Source organism: Planomonospora algeriensis (genome assembly GCF_977012225.1).
On sequence record NZ_CDRNDK010000113.1, the window covers coordinates 1 to 15757 of the forward strand.

Below are 15757 nucleotides of genomic sequence, written 5' to 3' on the forward strand. Positions count from 1 at the left end.
GCCTGCGCCGGGTGGCACGCTTCGGCGGCGCCTCCTCCTGACGGGGCGGGGCCTGCGCGGACGCCTCCTCCCGGACCGGGGCCTGTGGGCTCCCGGGGCCTGTGCGACCTCGGCGGCCGGCTCCGGCCGCGAGCCGGCTCCGGAGCGGGCTCCAGATCCTCCGGCTCCGGCGGCGGCCCGCGGGCCTGCTGGCGGCTCGCCGGCGACGCGGCTGAACTGTCTTTTCCGTTATGTCCCCGGCAGGGCCATTGGCCCCGACGTTGGGCTCGTTGTCGAGCATGCGGGCGCTCTCCCGTCAGCTCCCGGGCGCGTCTCCGCGCCGCGCGGGAGCTCTCGTCTCTCGCTGTCCGCCGGGCCGAGGCCCGGCGCCAAGTCCTATAGGTCGCCGCCGACGTGCTCGCTCACCGGTTCCGTTTCGCCGCCGCGCGAATTGTCGCGGTCCAGGCCGAACGGATCGGCGGGCGCACCGGTGCGCACGTCCAGCGGCCCCTGCGCCAGCCTGGTCACCTCGGGAGGGACCGGCGGCGCGAAGTCGGCCACGAGACGCAATCCAGTGAGAACGTCGTCGGGTCGAACGGCAGGAGTTGCGTGCCGTACAACCATGCGAAGTATGACACATGACTGACTGGACGCTTGACCTGCTGTTGTCTCCGCTTCCTCCGCGGCCTCGAGGCTCACCACCGCCTCACGCGCGTCGAAGCGGCGCATCCCCTTCTTCGTCAGGCGCTCCACCTCGATCCGCTCGGCGGCGTTGAACCGCTCCACCGCCGCCCTGGCCAGGGCCGGGTCCGCGCCGGGCAGCCGGATCCGCCACTCCGAGCACTCCAGCCGGTCGGCCAGGCTGCCGGGGCCGGCCTCGATGACGTCGAGCACGTCCAGACCCGGCGGGAGGGACGCGTCCAGGGCGGCGCGCAGGCCGTCGGGATCGCACTCCCTCGTCACACTGATCTCGAGGTACTCGGCCTCGCTGGCGACCCCGGTCGGAGCGGCCGCTCGACGTAGGAGATCTTCGGGTGGGGCGAGAAGCCCGCGCTGAACGCCACCGGGACGTCCGCGCGCCGGAGCGCGCGCTCCAGGGCCCGGGAGATGTCACGGTGGCTGGTGAAACGCAGGCGGCCGCGCTTGGCGTAGCGCACGCGCAGGCGCTGCGCCACGGGTGCGGGCGGAGGCCCGTCGGGAACGGGTTTCAGAGTGCTGTCATCCTTTCTGGTCGCGGTCGTCCGCCTCGCGGCGGGTGGGCCGTGCCCGGCACGGCCCACCTCAGACAACCGCCGATGAGGCGGGCTTCTTCCCCGGAAAGAGGCGCGGCGCCGCGGCGCCGCGCGTCACACGACGGTCAGCGGCAGGAGCTTCCTGCCCGTCGGGCCGATCTGGATCTCGGTGCCCATCGTCGGGCAGACGCCGCAGTCGTAGCACGGCGTCCAGCGGCAGTCCTCGACCTCGACGTCGTTCACGGCGTCCTGCCAGTCCTGCCAGAGCCACTCGCGGTCGAGGCCGGCGTCGAGGTGGTCCCAGGGCAGGACCTCGTTCTCCTCGCGCTCGCGCGTGGTGTACCAGTCGACGTCGACCCCCGGCCTCGGCCGCGGCGTCCATCCAGCGCTGGTAGGAGAAGTGCTCGCTCCAGCCGTCGAACCGGCCGCCGGCCTCCCAGACCGCCCGGATGACGGCGCCCACCCGGCGGTCGCCCCGGGAGAGCAGGCCCTCCACGATCGAGGGCTTGCCGTCGTGGTAGCGCAGGCCGATCGCGCGGCCGTACTCCTTGTCGCCGCGCAGGGCGTCCTTCAGCGCCGCAAGGCGGCGGTCGACCGTCTCGTGGTCGGCCTGGGCCGCCCACTGGAACGGCGTGTGCGGCTTGGGCACGAACCCGCCGATGGAGACCGTGCAGCGGACGTCCCGCGAGCCGGTGGCCTCCCGGCCCGCCTTGATGACCTTCTTGGCCAGGTCGGCGATGCCGAGGACGTCGGCGTCCTCCTCGGTGGGCAGGCCGCACATGAAGTAGAGCTTCACCTGCCGCCAGCCCTGGCTGTAGGCCGTGGTGACGGTCCGGATCAGGTCCTCCTCGGTGACCATCTTGTTGATCACCTTGCGCATCCGCTCGGAGCCGCCCTCGGGGGCGAACGTCAGACCGGACCTGCGGCCGTTGCGGGAGAACTCGTTGGCCAGGTCGATGTTGAAGGCGTCGACCCGGGTCGAGGGCAGCGAGAGCGAGGTGTTGGTCCCCTCGTAGCGGTCGGCCAGGCCCTTGGCGACGTCGCCGATCTCGGAGTGGTCGGCGCTGGAGAGGCTGAGCAGCCCGACCTCGTTGAAGCCGGACGCCTTGACGCCGGCGTCGACCATGTCGCCGATCGTGGTGATGGACCGCTCCCGCACCGGGCGGGTGATCATCCCCGCCTGGCAGAAGCGGCAGCCCCGCGTGCAGCCGCGGAAGATCTCCACGCTGAACCGCTCGTGCACGGTCTCGGCCAGCGGGACCAGCGGCTTCTTCGGGTACGGCCACTCGTCCAGGTCCATGACGGTGTGCTTGTGCACCCGCCACGGCACACCCGGGCGGTTCGGCGCGACCCGCCGGATCCGGCCGTCGGGGTGGTAGTCGACGTCGTAGAACCTCGGCACGTAGACCCCGCCGGACTCGGCCAGCCGCATCAGCAGCTCGTCGCGCCCGCCGGGCGAGCCCTCGGCCTTCCACTCGCGAATGACCTCGGTGATCGCGATGGCGATCTGCTCCCCGTCACCCAGCACCGCGGCGTCGAGGAAGTCGGCGATCGGCTCCGGGTTGAAGGCGGCGTGGCCGCCGGCGAGCACGATCGGGTCGTCGTCGCCGCGGTCGGCGGCCCTCAGCGGGATCCCCGCCAGGTCCAGCGCGGTCAGCATGTTGGTGTAGCCGAGCTCGGTGGAGAAGGAGAGCCCCAGCACGTCGAACGCCCGCACCGGCCGGTGCGCGTCGACGGTGAACTGCGGGACGCCCTCGGCGCGCATCAGCGCCTCCAGGTCCGGCCAGACCGCGTAGGTCCGCTCGGCGAGCGTCTCCGGCAGCTCGTTGAGGATCTCGTAAAGGATCTGGACGCCCTGGTTGGGCAGCCCCACCTCGTAGGCGTCGGGATACATCAGAGCCCAACGGACCCCCGCGGAGTCCCAGTCCTTGACGGTCGAGTTGAGCTCACCCCCGACGTACTGGATCGGCTTCTGCACCTTGGGCAGGAGCGCTTCCAGGCGGGGAAACAGTGACTCGACAGGCATACCTTCAAGGGTATCGGCCTAGAGAGGGTGCCACGGGCGGTCGTCGCGCGCTCGCAGCGAGTCGAGCCGGTGCCGCAGTTCCTCCCGGGCCCGGCGGTCGCGGTGGCCGTTGCGCAGCACGGCGGTGAGGGTCTGCAGCTCACGCATGTCACGCATCACCGGATAGCCCTCCCACTCCGTCAGGTCGCAGCCGTACGCCCGGCTGAAGTCCGCGCGCTGGCGTCCGGTCAACCCGAACCGCACGCCCTGCAGAGTCGGGATCAGATCGGTCTCCCTGGGCCCCGCGCACACCGAGTCCCAGTCGCACAGCAGCAGGCCCCGCGCGCCGCGGATCAGGTTGCCCCGGTGCGCGTCGCCGTGGACGAGTCCGTACGGCAGCGTGAACCTCACCCGCTCGTAGTAGGTCTCGGCCAGGCCGTCGCAGCGCCGCAGCAACCAGTCCCGGTCGTCGCCGCCGAGCACGAGACTGGCGCCGATCGCCCGGCGCACCGGCCCGAAGGGGTCGTGCACGGGCAGCTCGAACGGGGGTGGCGGCAGTTCGTGCAGTCGCCGCAGCAGCACCCCGAGGTCCCCCGGTTCCGGTCGCGGGCCGACGTGCGCCTCGTAGTGCCAGAAGGTCGCCAGGTACCCCTCCGCCGCCACCGGCTGCCGCACCTCCAGCGGCCGGACCGTCGGGAAGCCCTGGTCGGCCAGCCAGCGCGTGACCCGGACGGAGGTGACCAGCCGGTCGAGGCGGCCCGGCGACGCCTGCGCCAGCCGTACCACCGCGCCCTCGGCGGGCAGGTGGTAGACGGCGTTGGCGAAGTCGCGCAGCAGGGTGACGCCCCGGGTGCTCAGACCGACCCGTGCGCAGGCCAGGGCGAGCGCGGCAGCGTCGGACCGGCCGAGGATCCCGTCCTCGGCGGTGATCGTCATCATCGGTTCCTCTCGGAGATCGCGTGCCGGGCCTGCTGCGGCAGTCCCGCCGCGCAGAAGCCCTCGATCCGGCGGGCCACCCGCTCGCCGTCCGGCCGGGCCGCGACGAGTGCGCGCCCGGTGTGCAGGGTGGTGCCCAGACTGCCGATCCGCCGGTCGGGCGGGAGCGCCAGGACCGGCGCCATCGCCTCTTCCGCGCCCGCGGTGTCCCCCTCCATCAGGTGGGCGACCACCAGATGGGCGCTCGCCATCGACTCGCAGCCGTAGGAGCGGTTCTCCGGCTCCCCTTCCGCGTACAGCCGCAGCGACTCCCGCGCCGAGGAGATGGCCAGGGCCGTATCCCCCAGGTGCAGGTGGGTGACCGCCGCGTAGTAGCGCTCCTTGGCGGGCTGGAAGGCGAACTCCCCGGCGATCTCGTCGTGCAGCTCGTCGGCCCCGCCCGCGCGGCGTCCGCGGCCCGGGCCAGCGCCTCGGCCGCCTCCGCGGCACGGTCCTGCATCGCGTAGGCGCGGGCCCGCAGCATGTGCAGCCGGGTCGCGCCGGATCCCGTGCGCAGATGGGTCAGGCCCTCCTCGGCGTACCTGGCCGCGTCGCCGTAGCGCCGGTCCCACAGCGCCACCGACGACTGCATGCCACGCGCCCAGCCCATCAGCGCCGTGTGCCCGGCCACCTTGCCGTACGTCCAGGCGGCGCGGGCCAGGGTGTCCGCGGGGATCCGGCGGTCCATGTCCATGCTGACGTTCGCCATCAGCCCGCACAGCGCGCCGGTCAGGAAGTACAGCTCCCGGGCCTGGCCCGGGTGGATGCGCTTCTCCAGCGCCTTGCGGGTGCGCTCCTGCAGCTCGCGCATCTCCACGAACAGGGGCAGCGGAGCCTCGGAGACGTAGCGCTTGCCCACCCAGATCACCTGCGTGCGCAGCCGTTCCAGCGCACCCGCGCCCAGCTCGCTCGCCTCGGCCAGCTCCGCGTGGCTGCCCGCCTCGTCCGCGGCGGCCGCGATCAGATCCAGCGCCGGCGGCGCCGCGGCTCGCAGCCCCTCCGGCGTGTAGTCCTGGGCGAAGCCCAGCTGGACCGGCCCGGTCTCGAAGAGCCGGCAGAGCAGGTCGGTGTAGTCGCGGTCGGGCCGAGCCCCCGCCTCCCACTCCCGCCAGGAGCGTTCGCTGAGCCCGCGCCGTTTGACGCCGTACCGGTCGCACATGGCGTGGAAGTGCTCGATGGCCTCCTCCACGGTCCAGCCGTGCGCCAGCCGCCAGCATTTGAACCTGGTCTGCTGCGGGGCGCAGGCGTGGATCTCGTCCACCATCCGCTGGATCTCGGCCACCGTCGGTGGGCCGGACAGCGCGGCCAGCGTCCGGTTCCGGACGATGGTCGCGTAGGCCAGGGTGGCGCGGTCCGCACCCCGCGGGCCCGGGGTCATCGGCCGAACGGCACGACCGTGCCGCCGCTGCGGAGCTGGGCCTGGAAGAGCTGCCCGCACAGACTGCTCGGGGTCTCGGCGAACCAGACCCCCGGGGGGCTGCCCGCCGACACCGCGGCCCACCGGCCCCTGCTGAACACGATCCGGTAATCGGGGAACGCGGTGCGCAGCAGCTCCAGCGCGCGCTCCCGCTCAACGGGCTCCGATGTCACGACCCCTCCGTCATCGCGGGTTCCGGCGTCGTTCCCAGAATGTTCGCTTGACGCGGGAAACGCCAGTGAGAGCCGGATTCCGCACACATGCGGGAGACTCTCATGTGACCTCCCCGGGAAGGTCCGGGGAGGTCAGAACGGCCGCGACCGCAGATGGATCGCCTGGAGCAGCCCGATCGCGAGCATGTTGGCGAAGGTCGCGGTGCCGCCGTAGGAGACGAACGGCAGCGGCAGCCCGGTGATCGGCATGATCCCGATCGTCATGCCGACGTTGACGAAGGTCTGGAAGGCCAGCCAGCACACGATCGAACCGGCCACCAGCGTGCCGAACCGGTCGCCGCACCGCCGCGCGATCCGCACCGCGCGCAGCAGGACCACCCCGAGCAGCATCACCACGGTGACCGAGCCGAGGAACCCGAACTCCTCCCCCACCACGGTGAAGACGAAGTCGGTGTGCTGCTCGGGCACGAACCTGCCCATGGTCTGGCCGCCGCCGAACAGCCCCTTGCCGAACAACCGCCCCGACCCGACCGCGTTCAGCGACTGGGTGCTGTTGTAGCCCACACCGCGCGGGTCGGTGGACGGGTCGAGGAAGGCGGTGAACCGGGCCACCTGGTACGGCTCCAGCACGTCGAGCCGCCAGACCGCCGTGCCCGCGGCCGCCACGGCGAACAGCAGCAGGACGAGCCAGCGCTTGCGGATCCCGCTGAGGACGAGCGCCGCCGCCGTGATCACGCCCAGCACCATCGTGGTGCCGAAGTCGGGCTGGAGCATGACCAGGCCCATGGTGACGCCCGCGACCGCCAGCGCCACCACGACGTCCAGCCCGCGCGGCCGGTCGCTGCCCTCCGCGGGCTGGGCCAGCAGCATGGCCAGTATGAGCACCAGGCCGAGCTTGGCGAACTCCGACGGCTGGAAGGCGAAGCCGCCGCCCAGCATGATCCACGAGTGGGCGCCGTTGACCTCCGCGCCGACCGGTGTGACCACCAGGATCAGGCCGAGCAGAGCCGCCCCGTAGACCAGCGGCGCGTAGGCCCGCACCGTCCGGTGGCTCACCGCCGTCACCGCCACCGCCAGCGCGGCGCCGACCCCCAGGTTGAGCACGTGCTTCTTGACCAGCCCGGTGCTGCCCGGCGCCCAGGTCCTGGTCGACGACCACACCATGAGCACGCTGATCACCGCCAGCGCCGCCACCGCGACCGCCAGCACCCCGTCCACCCGCCACACCGGCGAGGCCGCTCCCACCGCCCTGCGGGCGAAGGAGCGGTCCGCCACGGCGATCACCCGGTTCACCATGCGAGGGTCCCGTCCCGCTTGATCATCGGAGGCTTGGCCGCGGGCGCCCCGCCCGGCAGCGCCGCGGGCGCCGGCTTCCCCTTGGGAGTGAACCCGTAGATGCCCTCGTAGATCTTCCGTACGGCGGGCGCCGCGGCCGCGCTGCCCAGGCCGCCCTGCGACACCATCGCGACGACCACGAACCGGGGGTCGTCCACCGGGGCGAACGAGGCGAACCACGAGGTGTCGGCCTTGCCGTACACCTCGGCGGTACCGGTCTTGCCGCCGATCTTCACCTTCTTCATCGGGAACCCGGTGAACGCCCCGGCCGCCGTACCGTCGGAGGCGACCTGGCTCAGCGCCCGCTTGATGTAGACCCGCTCGGCCGCGGAGACCGGCAGCGTGCCCCGCACCGGCACCTTGATCTCCCTGACCCTGGTGCCGTCCGGCCGGACCAGCATCCAGCCCAGCCGGGGACTGCGCAGCTTCCCGTCGGTGACCAGCGCCGCGTACGCCGTCGCCAGCTGCAGCGGCGTCACCAGCACGTCACCCTGCCCGATGGAGAAGTTGGCCGCGTCACCCGGCCGCAGCAGGTACCCCTCCAGGCAGTTCTCGTGCGCCAGCCTGGTGAGGAAGGCGGCCCGCCCGGCGTCGGCCTTCGCGACGTCCCGGTAGCCCTCCTCGGCCCGCTTGCAGTTCACGTCCTTGGTGGCGGCCCACATCTTCTTCTTCCAGGCCCGGTCGGGGATCCGCCCCGGCGACTCCCCCGGCAGGTCGACGCCGGTGGGACGGCCGAACCCGAAGGCCCGCGCCGTCTTCGCCATCACCTCGCGCGGCTTGCCCTTCGGCCGCAGCCCGCCGTCTTTGAGCCACTGCTCGTAGGCCGCCTTGTAGAAGATCGTGTCGCACGACTTCACCAGCGCCGTGTGCAGCGTCATGGAGCCCAGCGCCCGGCCGCGGAAGTTGCGGAACGCGCGGCTGCCGACCATGAAGGAGCCGGGGCAGTTGTAGTGGCCGTTCATCGGGTAGCCGGCCTTGAACATGGCGGCCACCGACGACATCTTGAACGTCGATCCGGGCGCGAACTCCCCCTTGATCGCCCGCGAGACCAGCGGCTTGCCGGACTTGCCGGACAGCAGCCGCTCGTACTCCTCCTCACCGATGCCGCCGGCCCAGACCGCCGGATCGTAGGAGGGCGCGCTGGCGAGCGCGATGACCCGGCTGGTCCTGGCGTCCAGCACCACCGCCGCCGCGCCGTCGGCCTTGGGCGCGGCCTTCATCGCCTCGGCGATGGCCCGCTCCGCCACGGCCTGCACCTTGGCGTCGATGCTGGTGATGAGCAGGTGGCCGGCCTTGCCCTGCACCTCGTGCTCGACCCCGAGCACCCGGCCGAGCCGGTCCACCTGGACCCGCCGCCACCCCGGGGTGCCGCGCAGCTCCTGGTCGTACACCGACTCCAGGCCGTCCCTGCCCGCCATGTCCACCCCGGAGAACTCGGCCTTCAACCCCTGGCGCCGCTCCAGCTCCTCCTTCGTGACCGGCTGCAGGTAGCCGAGCGCCTGCACGGCCGCGCCCCCGCCCGGATGGTCCCGTACGGCCTGCACCTCGGCCGTGACCCCCGGGAACATCTCCTGCCGCTCCAGGATCTGCAGGGCCTCCGGGGTGTCGACGTCGGCGTCGACCGGGATCGGCTGGTGCGGCGAACCCGCCCAGCACGGGCGGGAGACCTTGGCGTCGCACGGGCGCAGCCGCAACGCGAGGTCCTGCGGGTCCCGGCCCAGCACCGACCCCAGCCGCGCCATCACGGCGGCCCCCTTGTCCTTCATCCGGCCCAGCTTCGTCCGGTCCACCGAGACCACCAGCGTGGTCCGGTTGCGGACCAGCGGCCGCCCTGCCGAGTCGAGGATCTGCCCCCGGACGGCGGGCACCACGACGTCGCGGGTGCGCGTCTCGGTCGCCGCCGCCGCGTACTGCGCGCCGCGCACCACCTGCACCTGCCAGAGCCGCGCGGTGACCACCGCCAGCAGCACCACCAGCAGTACCTGCACCACGGCCAGCCTCCGCCGCATATAGATCATGGACGGCCTCCCACCAGACGTCCCGCACGCCGTACGCCCCGGTCCCGCCTCCGGACCCGGGAACGGTCCCGGCCCCGGACGACCCTCGTCACCGCCCACACCATGGGCGGCGCGGCCAGCACGTTGTAGACCATCACCGGGAGCAGCCCACCCGCGAGCGCGACCACCCCGGCCTCGGCGCCGCCGAAGACCACGCCGACCACCACCGCGACCACCGGCCCCAGCGCCGCGCAGCCCAGCGCCACCGCCAGCCCGGCCTCCGGACGGCTCTCCGCCCAGCGCCCGGCCGCGAACCCGATCAGGCACAGCACCAGCGCGTACTGTCCCATCTCGTGGGCGGCCGGCGGCAGGACGTCGCCGAACAGACCCGCGGCGAATCCCATCACCGCCCCGGCCCGGGCGCCGCGGGCCAGGGCGTACCCCACCACCGCGAGCAGCACCAGATCGGGCGCGGCGTCACCGGGCAGCGGCAGCCGGTTGACGAACGTGACCTGGACGGCCATCAGCAGCAGGACCAGGCCCGCGGAGAGCGCGTCGCGGTTCACCGTCCGGCTCCGCTCTGCCCGGCGGGCGGCAGCACCGCGTCACGCGGATCGCGCGCCGGCGGCCGCACCACCACTCCCACGACGTTCAACGCGGTCAGGTCCGCGTACGGCCGGGCGTACGCGATCCTGGTCAGCTCACCCGGCGTCGCCTCCACCCGCTCGACGACCCCGATCGGCACCCCCGCCACGTACGGCACGCCGCGCTGCGAGCCGAAGCTCACGATCCGCTGGCCGCGGGTGATCGGCGTGGCCGAGTCGAGCAGCCGGAAGTGCAGCAGGCGCCCGTTCTCCCCGGCCCCCCGCACCACTCCGATCTCGCCGCTGCCCTCCAGGCGGGCGCCCACGGACGAGGCGGGGGCGCTGATCAGCGCGGCGTCGAGGTGGACGGACCCACCTGGACCACCCGTCCGACCAGGCCGTCGCCGTTCAGCACCGTCATCTCCGGCCGTACCCCGTCGGCGCTGCCGACGTCGAGTTCCACGGCCTCCTCGAAGCCGGGCACGTTCCTGCGGGCGATCACCTGCGCGGGCACGACCTCGTAGCCGCCGAGCCCCGCCGTGCCCAGCAGGCGGCGCAGTTCCGCCGAGCGCCGGTGATCCAGCGCCTGCGCGGCCAGCGCGTACTTGAGCCGCTCGTTCTCCCCGCGCAGCTCCTCGATCCTGCGCTGCGCCCCGGGCGCGGCCGCCACCGCCTCGAAGAAGCGGACCACCGGTCGCGCGACACTCGCGCCCGCCTGTTCGACGACGCCGAACACCGCCGTGCCGGCGCCCCTCAGCGGGCCGAGGGGGGAGTTCTCCCCGGACCTGTGGTCGACCGTCATGAGCACCAGGGCCGAGGCCAGCAGCAGCCCCACCGTCGCCCGTGCCTGCCGTGTGTCCTTCATCAGCGTCTCGGCTCCGGGACGAGGACCTGCTGCAGTGCCTCGAAGTCCTCGACGCACTTGCCCGTGCCCAGCACCACCGAGTCGAGCGCGTTGTCCACCAGGTGGATCGGCATCCCCGTCTCGTCCCTCAGCCGCTCGTCCAGGCCCCGCAGGAGCGCGCCGCCCCCGGTGAGCACGATCCCCCGGTCCATCAGGTCTCCGGAGAGCTCCGGCGGGCACTTGTCCAGCGTGGTCTTGACCGCGTCCACGATCGAGTTCAGCGGTTCCTCGATGGCCGCGCGGATCTCCCCCGCCGACACGACGATCATCTTGGGCAGGCCGCTGACCAGATCGCGGCCGCGGATCTCGGCGTGGCCCTCCTCCGGCATGGCGCAGGCCGAACCTATCGAGATCTTGATCTCCTCGGCGGTGCGCTCGCCGAGCATGAGCGAGTGCTCCTTCTTGGCGAAGTTGATGATCGCCTGGTCCAGTTCGTCGCCGCCCACCCGGATCGACTGGCTGGTCACCATGCCGCCCATCGAGATGATGGCCACCTCGGTGGTCCCGCCGCCGATGTCGACGACCATGTTGCCGGTCGGCTCGTGCACCGGGAGACCGGCGCCGATCGCCGCCGCCATCGGCTCCTCCACGATGTAGACCCGCCGCGCGCCGGCCTGGTAACCGGCCTCCTTCACCGCACGCTGCTCGATGGCGGTGATCCCGCTCGGCACCGCGACGATGACGCGCGGCTTGGCCCAGGGACGGCGGACGTGCACCCGCTGGATGAAGTAGCGGAGCATGCGCTCGGCGACCTCGAAGTCGGTGATGACGCCGTTCTTGAGCGGCCGGACGGCCGTCACGTTGCCGGGGGTCCGGCCGATCATCCGTTTGGCCTCGATGCCGATCGCCACGATCTTCCCGGTGGCCGTGTTGATCGCCACGACGGAGGGCTCGTTGAGGATGATGCCACGGCCTCGCACGTAGACAAGGGTGTTGGCGGTGCCAAGGTCGACCGCCATGTCGCGGCCGAGGAATGCGAGCCTGCTGCCCATGGGGAAGCCGCCTTCCTTCCGTCGGTCATCGGCGAGAACTACGGAGCGAACTCGCTTTGTGACTGTATGTACCCACCCCTGTCCACAATGAGCCATCCTGTCCCAGAAAAATCTCGCGTCCCAGGACATCACACTCGGTCACATGCGTAAGGCCCCGCCGTCCCAGCGGGACGGCGGGGCCTTACGGGGCCTGCGGAACCGGAAGCCTAGAAGCGGTCCGGGAAGAAGATCTTGATCTCGCGGGCGGCGGACTCGGGCGAGTCCGAGCCGTGGACCACGTTCTCGCCGATCTCCAGGGCGTGGTCGCCGCGGATGGTGCCGGGCGCGGACTTCACCGGGTCGGTCAGACCGGCCAGCGCGCGGAACGCCTCGACCGCGCGGGGGCCCTCGAGCACCATGGCGACGAGCGGGCCGGAGGTGATGAACTCGACCAGCTCGCCGAAGAACGGCCGCTCCGAGTGCTCCGCGTAGTGGACCTTGGCGGTCTCGGCGTCCAGGGTGCGCAGGTCCATCGCCACGACCTTCAGGCCCTTGCGCTCGACACGGGCGATCACGTCGCCGATGAGGCCGCGCGCGACACCGTCGGGCTTGATCAGGACAAGAGTCCGCTCGGACACTGAAGTTCTCCTTTGAACGGGATGGGACCGCAGACTTGCGGTGAACGGGCGCAGTTTACCGTCCTCGACCGGTTTCCCCGCGGTCGGCGGGTCCGTCCTCCTCGGAGTCCTCCGGTGAGGGCATGGGAGGGGGAACCACCGGCCCCGCGCCGGGCCCCTCCGGGACGTCCGGCTCCTCGGGGGAACGGCTCCCCTTCTCGACCGATGCCGACCCGGCGTCCGCCCGTTCCGGTTCCCCCGCGGCCGCACCCGACCGGACCGCCGCCGAACGGCGCGCCAACAGCGCGCAGATCACGATCACGGCGACCATCAGGCCCCCGCCGACCAGCGCCCACAGGTGCAGGGCGCTCACGAACGCATCGACCAGCGCCTGCGAGGACGCGCCTTCCCTCGATCGCACGACCGCCTCCTTCAGGCGGATGACCTGTATCCCGCTGCCCAGCAGGAAACCCACGAGCACCCCGGGGAAGAACAGCGACAGTGCGAAGAGCGAGGCGCCTACTCCGGACAGTCGCAGCGCGGAGGTCAGCGCCACCGCCGAACCGGCTGCCAGCAGGACGAACGGGGCGATCAGCACCGGCCCGGCGACGGCCGGGAGCAGGAATCTCACCGTGCACAGGCCGACCACCACGACCACCAGGCCCCCCGCCGCCATCATGGGCATGGCCGCGTCGTCCAGGCGATTCATCAGCACGGCGGCGGCCACCGCCGCCACTCCGGCGAGCACGAAGGCGGGCCAGAGCGCGGCCAGGCCCGGACCGCCCAGCCCGCGGAGCTCGACGTAGGTGACCTGAGCCGCCATCGACAGGACCACGACCCCGACCGCCAGCATCGTGTAGGCCAGGATGCGCCCGTCCACCCCTTCGAAGGATCCCGCGAAGGCGAACCCCGCCAGCACGGCGATGGCCAGTAGCGCCGTGAGGACCACCAGTCCCGGCGGCCAATCGAAGGTGGTGCCGAAGGCCAGGAACGCGATGCCCGCGGAGGGCACCGCGGCGAGCAGCAGCCGCCGCCGCTCCATCGGGCCCGGCCTGGGCGCCGCCCCGGTGTGCTGGCCGCTCTTCAGCCACAGCACGAGGTGAACGGCCGCGAGTGTGAGGGCGATCCCGGTCAGCAGCGGGTACGGCTGGAGCGTGACCCGCCACGAGGTGGCCTCGTCCAACGGCCACAGGGCCAGTGCCTGCGCCGTCAGAAGGCTCGTCGCGAGCATGCCCGCCCACACGGCCCGGAGCACGCGGGGCCGCTCCCACACCGCTACCAGTGTGGCGGGGATGAGCAGGCCCGCGCCGATCCCGTGCACTCCCCGGAGCGCGCCGACCATCAGCGCCGAGTCGGCGAAGCCTCCCGCCGCGTCGGCGACCGCGAGCAGTGTCAGCCCGGCCATCAGGACCGGCGCGGCCCGCAGCCGGCGCACGATCAGAGCGGCCAGCGGGACGGTCATCACCATCGAGGGCAGTGCCAGCCCGTGTGCCCGGATCAGCTCGATCTGCGAGATGCCGGGCGGCAGGAGGGCGGCCACCACCGAGATGGTGTTCGGAATGGCGACGATCGCCAGCGGAAGCGCCACCGCGACGAGAAGTCCGAGGACGATGTCGAGCAGCACGGAGGAACGAGGCGCACGCGTCGGGACCGCAGGCTCGGCGGCCACCGTCCGCGTCGGCTGAGTTGGGGGGACGGCCATGTTGGCCGACTTTAGCGGGAAGTCACGCCCTCGACACGGTGAGCGACGAATATCGCCGTAATCCACAGGGCGGCGAAGATCGACCCGAGGAAGAACATCATCGGGACCAGCAGCCCGGAGACGATCGCCAGCACCTGGACGACACTCCCCGCGATGTAGGCGAAGGGATGCTTGAGCAGGCCGATGACGATGACGCACGCGACCGCCAGCCCGATGCCCACGGCCACCGCCAGTGCGGGGGCGACCCCCTGGGTGTTGATCGCCACGGGGGTGAGCAGCCCCGCCACGATCGCCTCCATCCCGAGCACGCTGGCACAGAGCCGGCGCATGCCCGGTGTGACCGTGATCATCCTTCGTCCTTCCTCCCCGGACGGCTCATCCGGCCTCGCCCACCTTGAGCAGCAGCCGCGCGTCTCCTGCGGTGACCACCGAACCGGTGATCAGGACTCCCGCCCCCGCGAACTCCCCTGCCTCATCAGCCAAGCCGATGCCGAGATCGATGGCGTCGTCGAGCCGCTCGGCCCGGCGCACCCGCTCGGGACCGAAGACGTCCCCGGTGAGCACCGCGAGCTCGTCGACGTCCATGGACCGGGGCGAGGAGTTCCTGGTCACCACGATCTCGTCGACCATGGGCTCCAGCAGTTCCAGCATGCCCCTCACGTCCTTGTCCTCGAAGACCGCCACCACCGCGATGAGCTTGGCGAAGTCGAATGACTCGTGCACGGCCTCCAGCGTCGCCTGGACGCCTCCCGGGTTGTGCGCCGCGTCCACGAGGACCGTGGGGCCCCGCCGTACGACCTCGAGCCTGCCGGGCGACCGCACCTGCAGGAACGCCTGCCGGACCAGCTCGGGGTCGAGCGTCTCGTCACCGGCGGTCAGCGCCTCGACCGCCGCCAGCGCGCAGGCGGCGTTGCCCGCCTGGTGCGCGCCGTACAGCGGGAGCAGGATCTCCTCGTAGTCTCCCTTGAGGCCCTTCAGGTGGAGCAGCTGCCCGCCGATCGCCAGTTCCCTGGAGACGACCCCGAACTCCAGCCCTTCGCGGGCCACGACGGCCCCGGTCTCCGCGGCCCTGCGCATCAGCACCTCGGCCGCGGGGAGCTCCTGCTGGGCCAGTACGGCGGTCGCACCCGGTTTGATGATTCCGGCCTTCTCCCCCGCGATGGTCGCCACGTCGGGCCCCAGGTAGTCGACGTGGTCGAGGGAGATCGGCGTGATCACGGCCACTGTGCCGTCGGCGACGTTGGTGGCGTCGAAGCTGCCGCCCATTCCCGTCTCGATGACCGCGACGTCCACCGGGGCGTCGGCGAAGGCGGCGAACGCCATCGCGGTGAGGGTCTCGAAGAAGGACAGCCTCCTGCCCTGCGCGTCGATCATCTCAAGGTAGGGGGCGACGTCCTGGTAGACCTCCGCGAAGCGCTCCTCCTCCAGCGGAACCCCGTCGATGCAGATGCGCTCGCGCATGGAGATGAGATGAGGACTGGTGAACCGGCCGACTCGGAGGTTCCTCTCCCGCAGGATGGTCTCGATCATTCGCGTCGTGCTCGACTTGCCGTTCGTGCCGGCGACGTGAACGACCGGATAGGCGCGCTGCGGTGAGCCGAGCACGTCCATGAGAGCGGAGATCCTGTCCAGAGTGGGCTCGAAGTTCCACTCGACGCCGCGTTCCATGATTGCTCGTTCAACCGCTCGATAGTCCACGTTCCCAGCCTACTGACTCGGGCGGCGGGCTCCCGACCGCCCGGAAACCCGAGAACACCCGGGGACGAAAGAAGGGCCGCCCCCGAAGGACGACCAACCCCGGAACCGGTCCCGGAAAACAGGAAAGGGCCGCCCCGAAGGGCGGCCCTCACCAAAAAGATTGTCCGG

At 72.0% G+C, this 15757-nt stretch carries 14 protein-coding genes and 2 pseudogenes; all 16 read right to left on the reverse strand.

The window, feature by feature from the left end; genetic code table 11:
- Window positions 1-375 precede the first annotated feature (375 nt).
- The 16 genes and pseudogenes from ACWJ6R_RS14430 to ACWJ6R_RS14505 all read right to left on the reverse strand — a co-directional run bounded on the left by ACWJ6R_RS14430 (window position 376) and on the right by ACWJ6R_RS14505 (window position 15559).
- Window positions 376-1154 (reverse strand): annotated as a pseudogene (locus ACWJ6R_RS14430) (TIGR03936 family radical SAM-associated protein).
- Between the two features lie 171 nt (window positions 1155-1325).
- Window positions 1326-3237 (reverse strand): annotated as a pseudogene (locus tag ACWJ6R_RS14435) (TIGR03960 family B12-binding radical SAM protein).
- A gap of 18 nt (window positions 3238-3255) precedes the next feature.
- A complete protein-coding gene (locus ACWJ6R_RS14440) occupies window positions 3256-4152 on the reverse strand; it encodes a phosphotransferase (protein ID WP_449062708.1) in 897 nt (298 codons plus the stop codon).
- Window positions 4152-4403 (reverse strand): hypothetical protein, encoded by a 252-nt coding sequence (locus ACWJ6R_RS14445; RefSeq protein WP_449062709.1) that lies wholly within the window; start codon window positions 4401-4403, stop codon window positions 4152-4154. Before ACWJ6R_RS14445 ends, ACWJ6R_RS14440 begins: the two co-directional genes overlap by 1 nt.
- Window positions 4370-5569 carry a hypothetical protein gene (locus tag ACWJ6R_RS14450; RefSeq protein WP_449062710.1) on the reverse strand — a complete coding sequence of 400 codons (1200 nt, stop codon included), beginning with the start codon at window positions 5567-5569 and terminating at the stop codon, window positions 4370-4372. The genes ACWJ6R_RS14445 and ACWJ6R_RS14450 overlap by 34 nt, the downstream gene beginning before the upstream one ends.
- Window positions 5566-5781, reverse strand: coding sequence for a hypothetical protein (locus ACWJ6R_RS14455; protein WP_449062711.1), 216 nt, complete (start codon window positions 5779-5781; stop codon window positions 5566-5568). The genes ACWJ6R_RS14450 and ACWJ6R_RS14455 overlap by 4 nt, the downstream gene beginning before the upstream one ends.
- Window positions 5782-5913: 132 nt before the next feature.
- Window positions 5914-7077, reverse strand: coding sequence for a rod shape-determining protein RodA (gene rodA / locus ACWJ6R_RS14460; RefSeq protein WP_449062712.1), 1164 nt, complete (start codon window positions 7075-7077; stop codon window positions 5914-5916).
- Window positions 7071-9134, reverse strand: coding sequence for a penicillin-binding protein 2 (mrdA, locus tag ACWJ6R_RS14465; RefSeq protein ID WP_449062713.1), 2064 nt, complete (start codon window positions 9132-9134; stop codon window positions 7071-7073). The genes rodA and mrdA overlap by 7 nt, the downstream gene beginning before the upstream one ends.
- Window positions 9131-9679 (reverse strand): rod shape-determining protein MreD, encoded by a 549-nt coding sequence (gene mreD, locus ACWJ6R_RS14470; protein WP_449062714.1) that lies wholly within the window; start codon window positions 9677-9679, stop codon window positions 9131-9133. Before mreD ends, mrdA begins: the two co-directional genes overlap by 4 nt.
- Window positions 9676-10023 (reverse strand): rod shape-determining protein MreC, encoded by a 348-nt coding sequence (locus ACWJ6R_RS14475; RefSeq protein WP_449062715.1) that lies wholly within the window; start codon window positions 10021-10023, stop codon window positions 9676-9678. The genes mreD and ACWJ6R_RS14475 overlap by 4 nt, the downstream gene beginning before the upstream one ends.
- Before the next feature lie 20 nt (window positions 10024-10043).
- Window positions 10044-10562 carry a rod shape-determining protein MreC gene (mreC, locus tag ACWJ6R_RS14480; protein ID WP_449062716.1) on the reverse strand — a complete coding sequence of 173 codons (519 nt, stop codon included), beginning with the start codon at window positions 10560-10562 and terminating at the stop codon, window positions 10044-10046.
- Window positions 10562-11593, reverse strand: a complete 1032-nt coding sequence (gene mreB / locus ACWJ6R_RS14485; RefSeq protein ID WP_449062717.1) for a rod shape-determining protein MreB — start codon at window positions 11591-11593, stop codon at window positions 10562-10564. The genes mreC and mreB overlap by 1 nt, the downstream gene beginning before the upstream one ends.
- 206 nt (window positions 11594-11799) lie before the next feature.
- On the reverse strand, window positions 11800-12210 hold the full coding sequence (gene ndk, locus ACWJ6R_RS14490) for a nucleoside-diphosphate kinase (protein ID WP_449062718.1): 411 nt from the start codon (window positions 12208-12210) through the stop codon (window positions 11800-11802).
- 55 nt (window positions 12211-12265) lie between these two features.
- Entirely contained in the window at window positions 12266-13813 is a 1548-nt protein-coding gene (locus ACWJ6R_RS14495) for a hypothetical protein (protein WP_449062719.1), read from the reverse strand.
- An 89-nt stretch (window positions 13814-13902) separates the two neighbouring features.
- On the reverse strand, window positions 13903-14241 hold the full coding sequence (locus ACWJ6R_RS14500; RefSeq protein ID WP_449062720.1) for a DUF4233 domain-containing protein: 339 nt from the start codon (window positions 14239-14241) through the stop codon (window positions 13903-13905).
- 25 nt (window positions 14242-14266) lie between these two features.
- Window positions 14267-15559, reverse strand: a complete 1293-nt coding sequence (locus ACWJ6R_RS14505) for a bifunctional folylpolyglutamate synthase/dihydrofolate synthase (protein ID WP_449062721.1) — start codon at window positions 15557-15559, stop codon at window positions 14267-14269.
- Window positions 15560-15757 lie beyond the last annotated feature (198 nt).

Bases quoted from the DNA above. Each gene is read 5' to 3' on its own strand.
- ACWJ6R_RS14440 (WP_449062708.1), bottom strand. From the start codon at position 4,152: ATGACGATCACCGCCGAGGACGGGATCCTCGGCCGGTCCGACGCTGCC.
- ACWJ6R_RS14445 (WP_449062709.1), bottom strand. From the start codon at position 4,403: ATGGCGAGCGCCCATCTGGTGGTCGCCCACCTGATGGAGGGGGACACC.
- ACWJ6R_RS14450 (WP_449062710.1), bottom strand. From the start codon at position 5,569: ATGACCCCGGGCCCGCGGGGTGCGGACCGCGCCACCCTGGCCTACGCG.
- rodA (WP_449062712.1), bottom strand. From the start codon at position 7,077: ATGGTGAACCGGGTGATCGCCGTGGCGGACCGCTCCTTCGCCCGCAGG.
- mrdA (WP_449062713.1), bottom strand. From the start codon at position 9,134: ATGATCTATATGCGGCGGAGGCTGGCCGTGGTGCAGGTACTGCTGGTG.
- mreC (WP_449062716.1), bottom strand. From the start codon at position 10,562: ATGAAGGACACACGGCAGGCACGGGCGACGGTGGGGCTGCTGCTGGCC.
- mreB (WP_449062717.1), bottom strand. From the start codon at position 11,593: ATGGGCAGCAGGCTCGCATTCCTCGGCCGCGACATGGCGGTCGACCTT.
- ACWJ6R_RS14500 (WP_449062720.1), bottom strand. From the start codon at position 14,241: ATGATCACGGTCACACCGGGCATGCGCCGGCTCTGTGCCAGCGTGCTC.
- ACWJ6R_RS14505 (WP_449062721.1), bottom strand. From the start codon at position 15,559: ATGGAACGCGGCGTCGAGTGGAACTTCGAGCCCACTCTGGACAGGATC.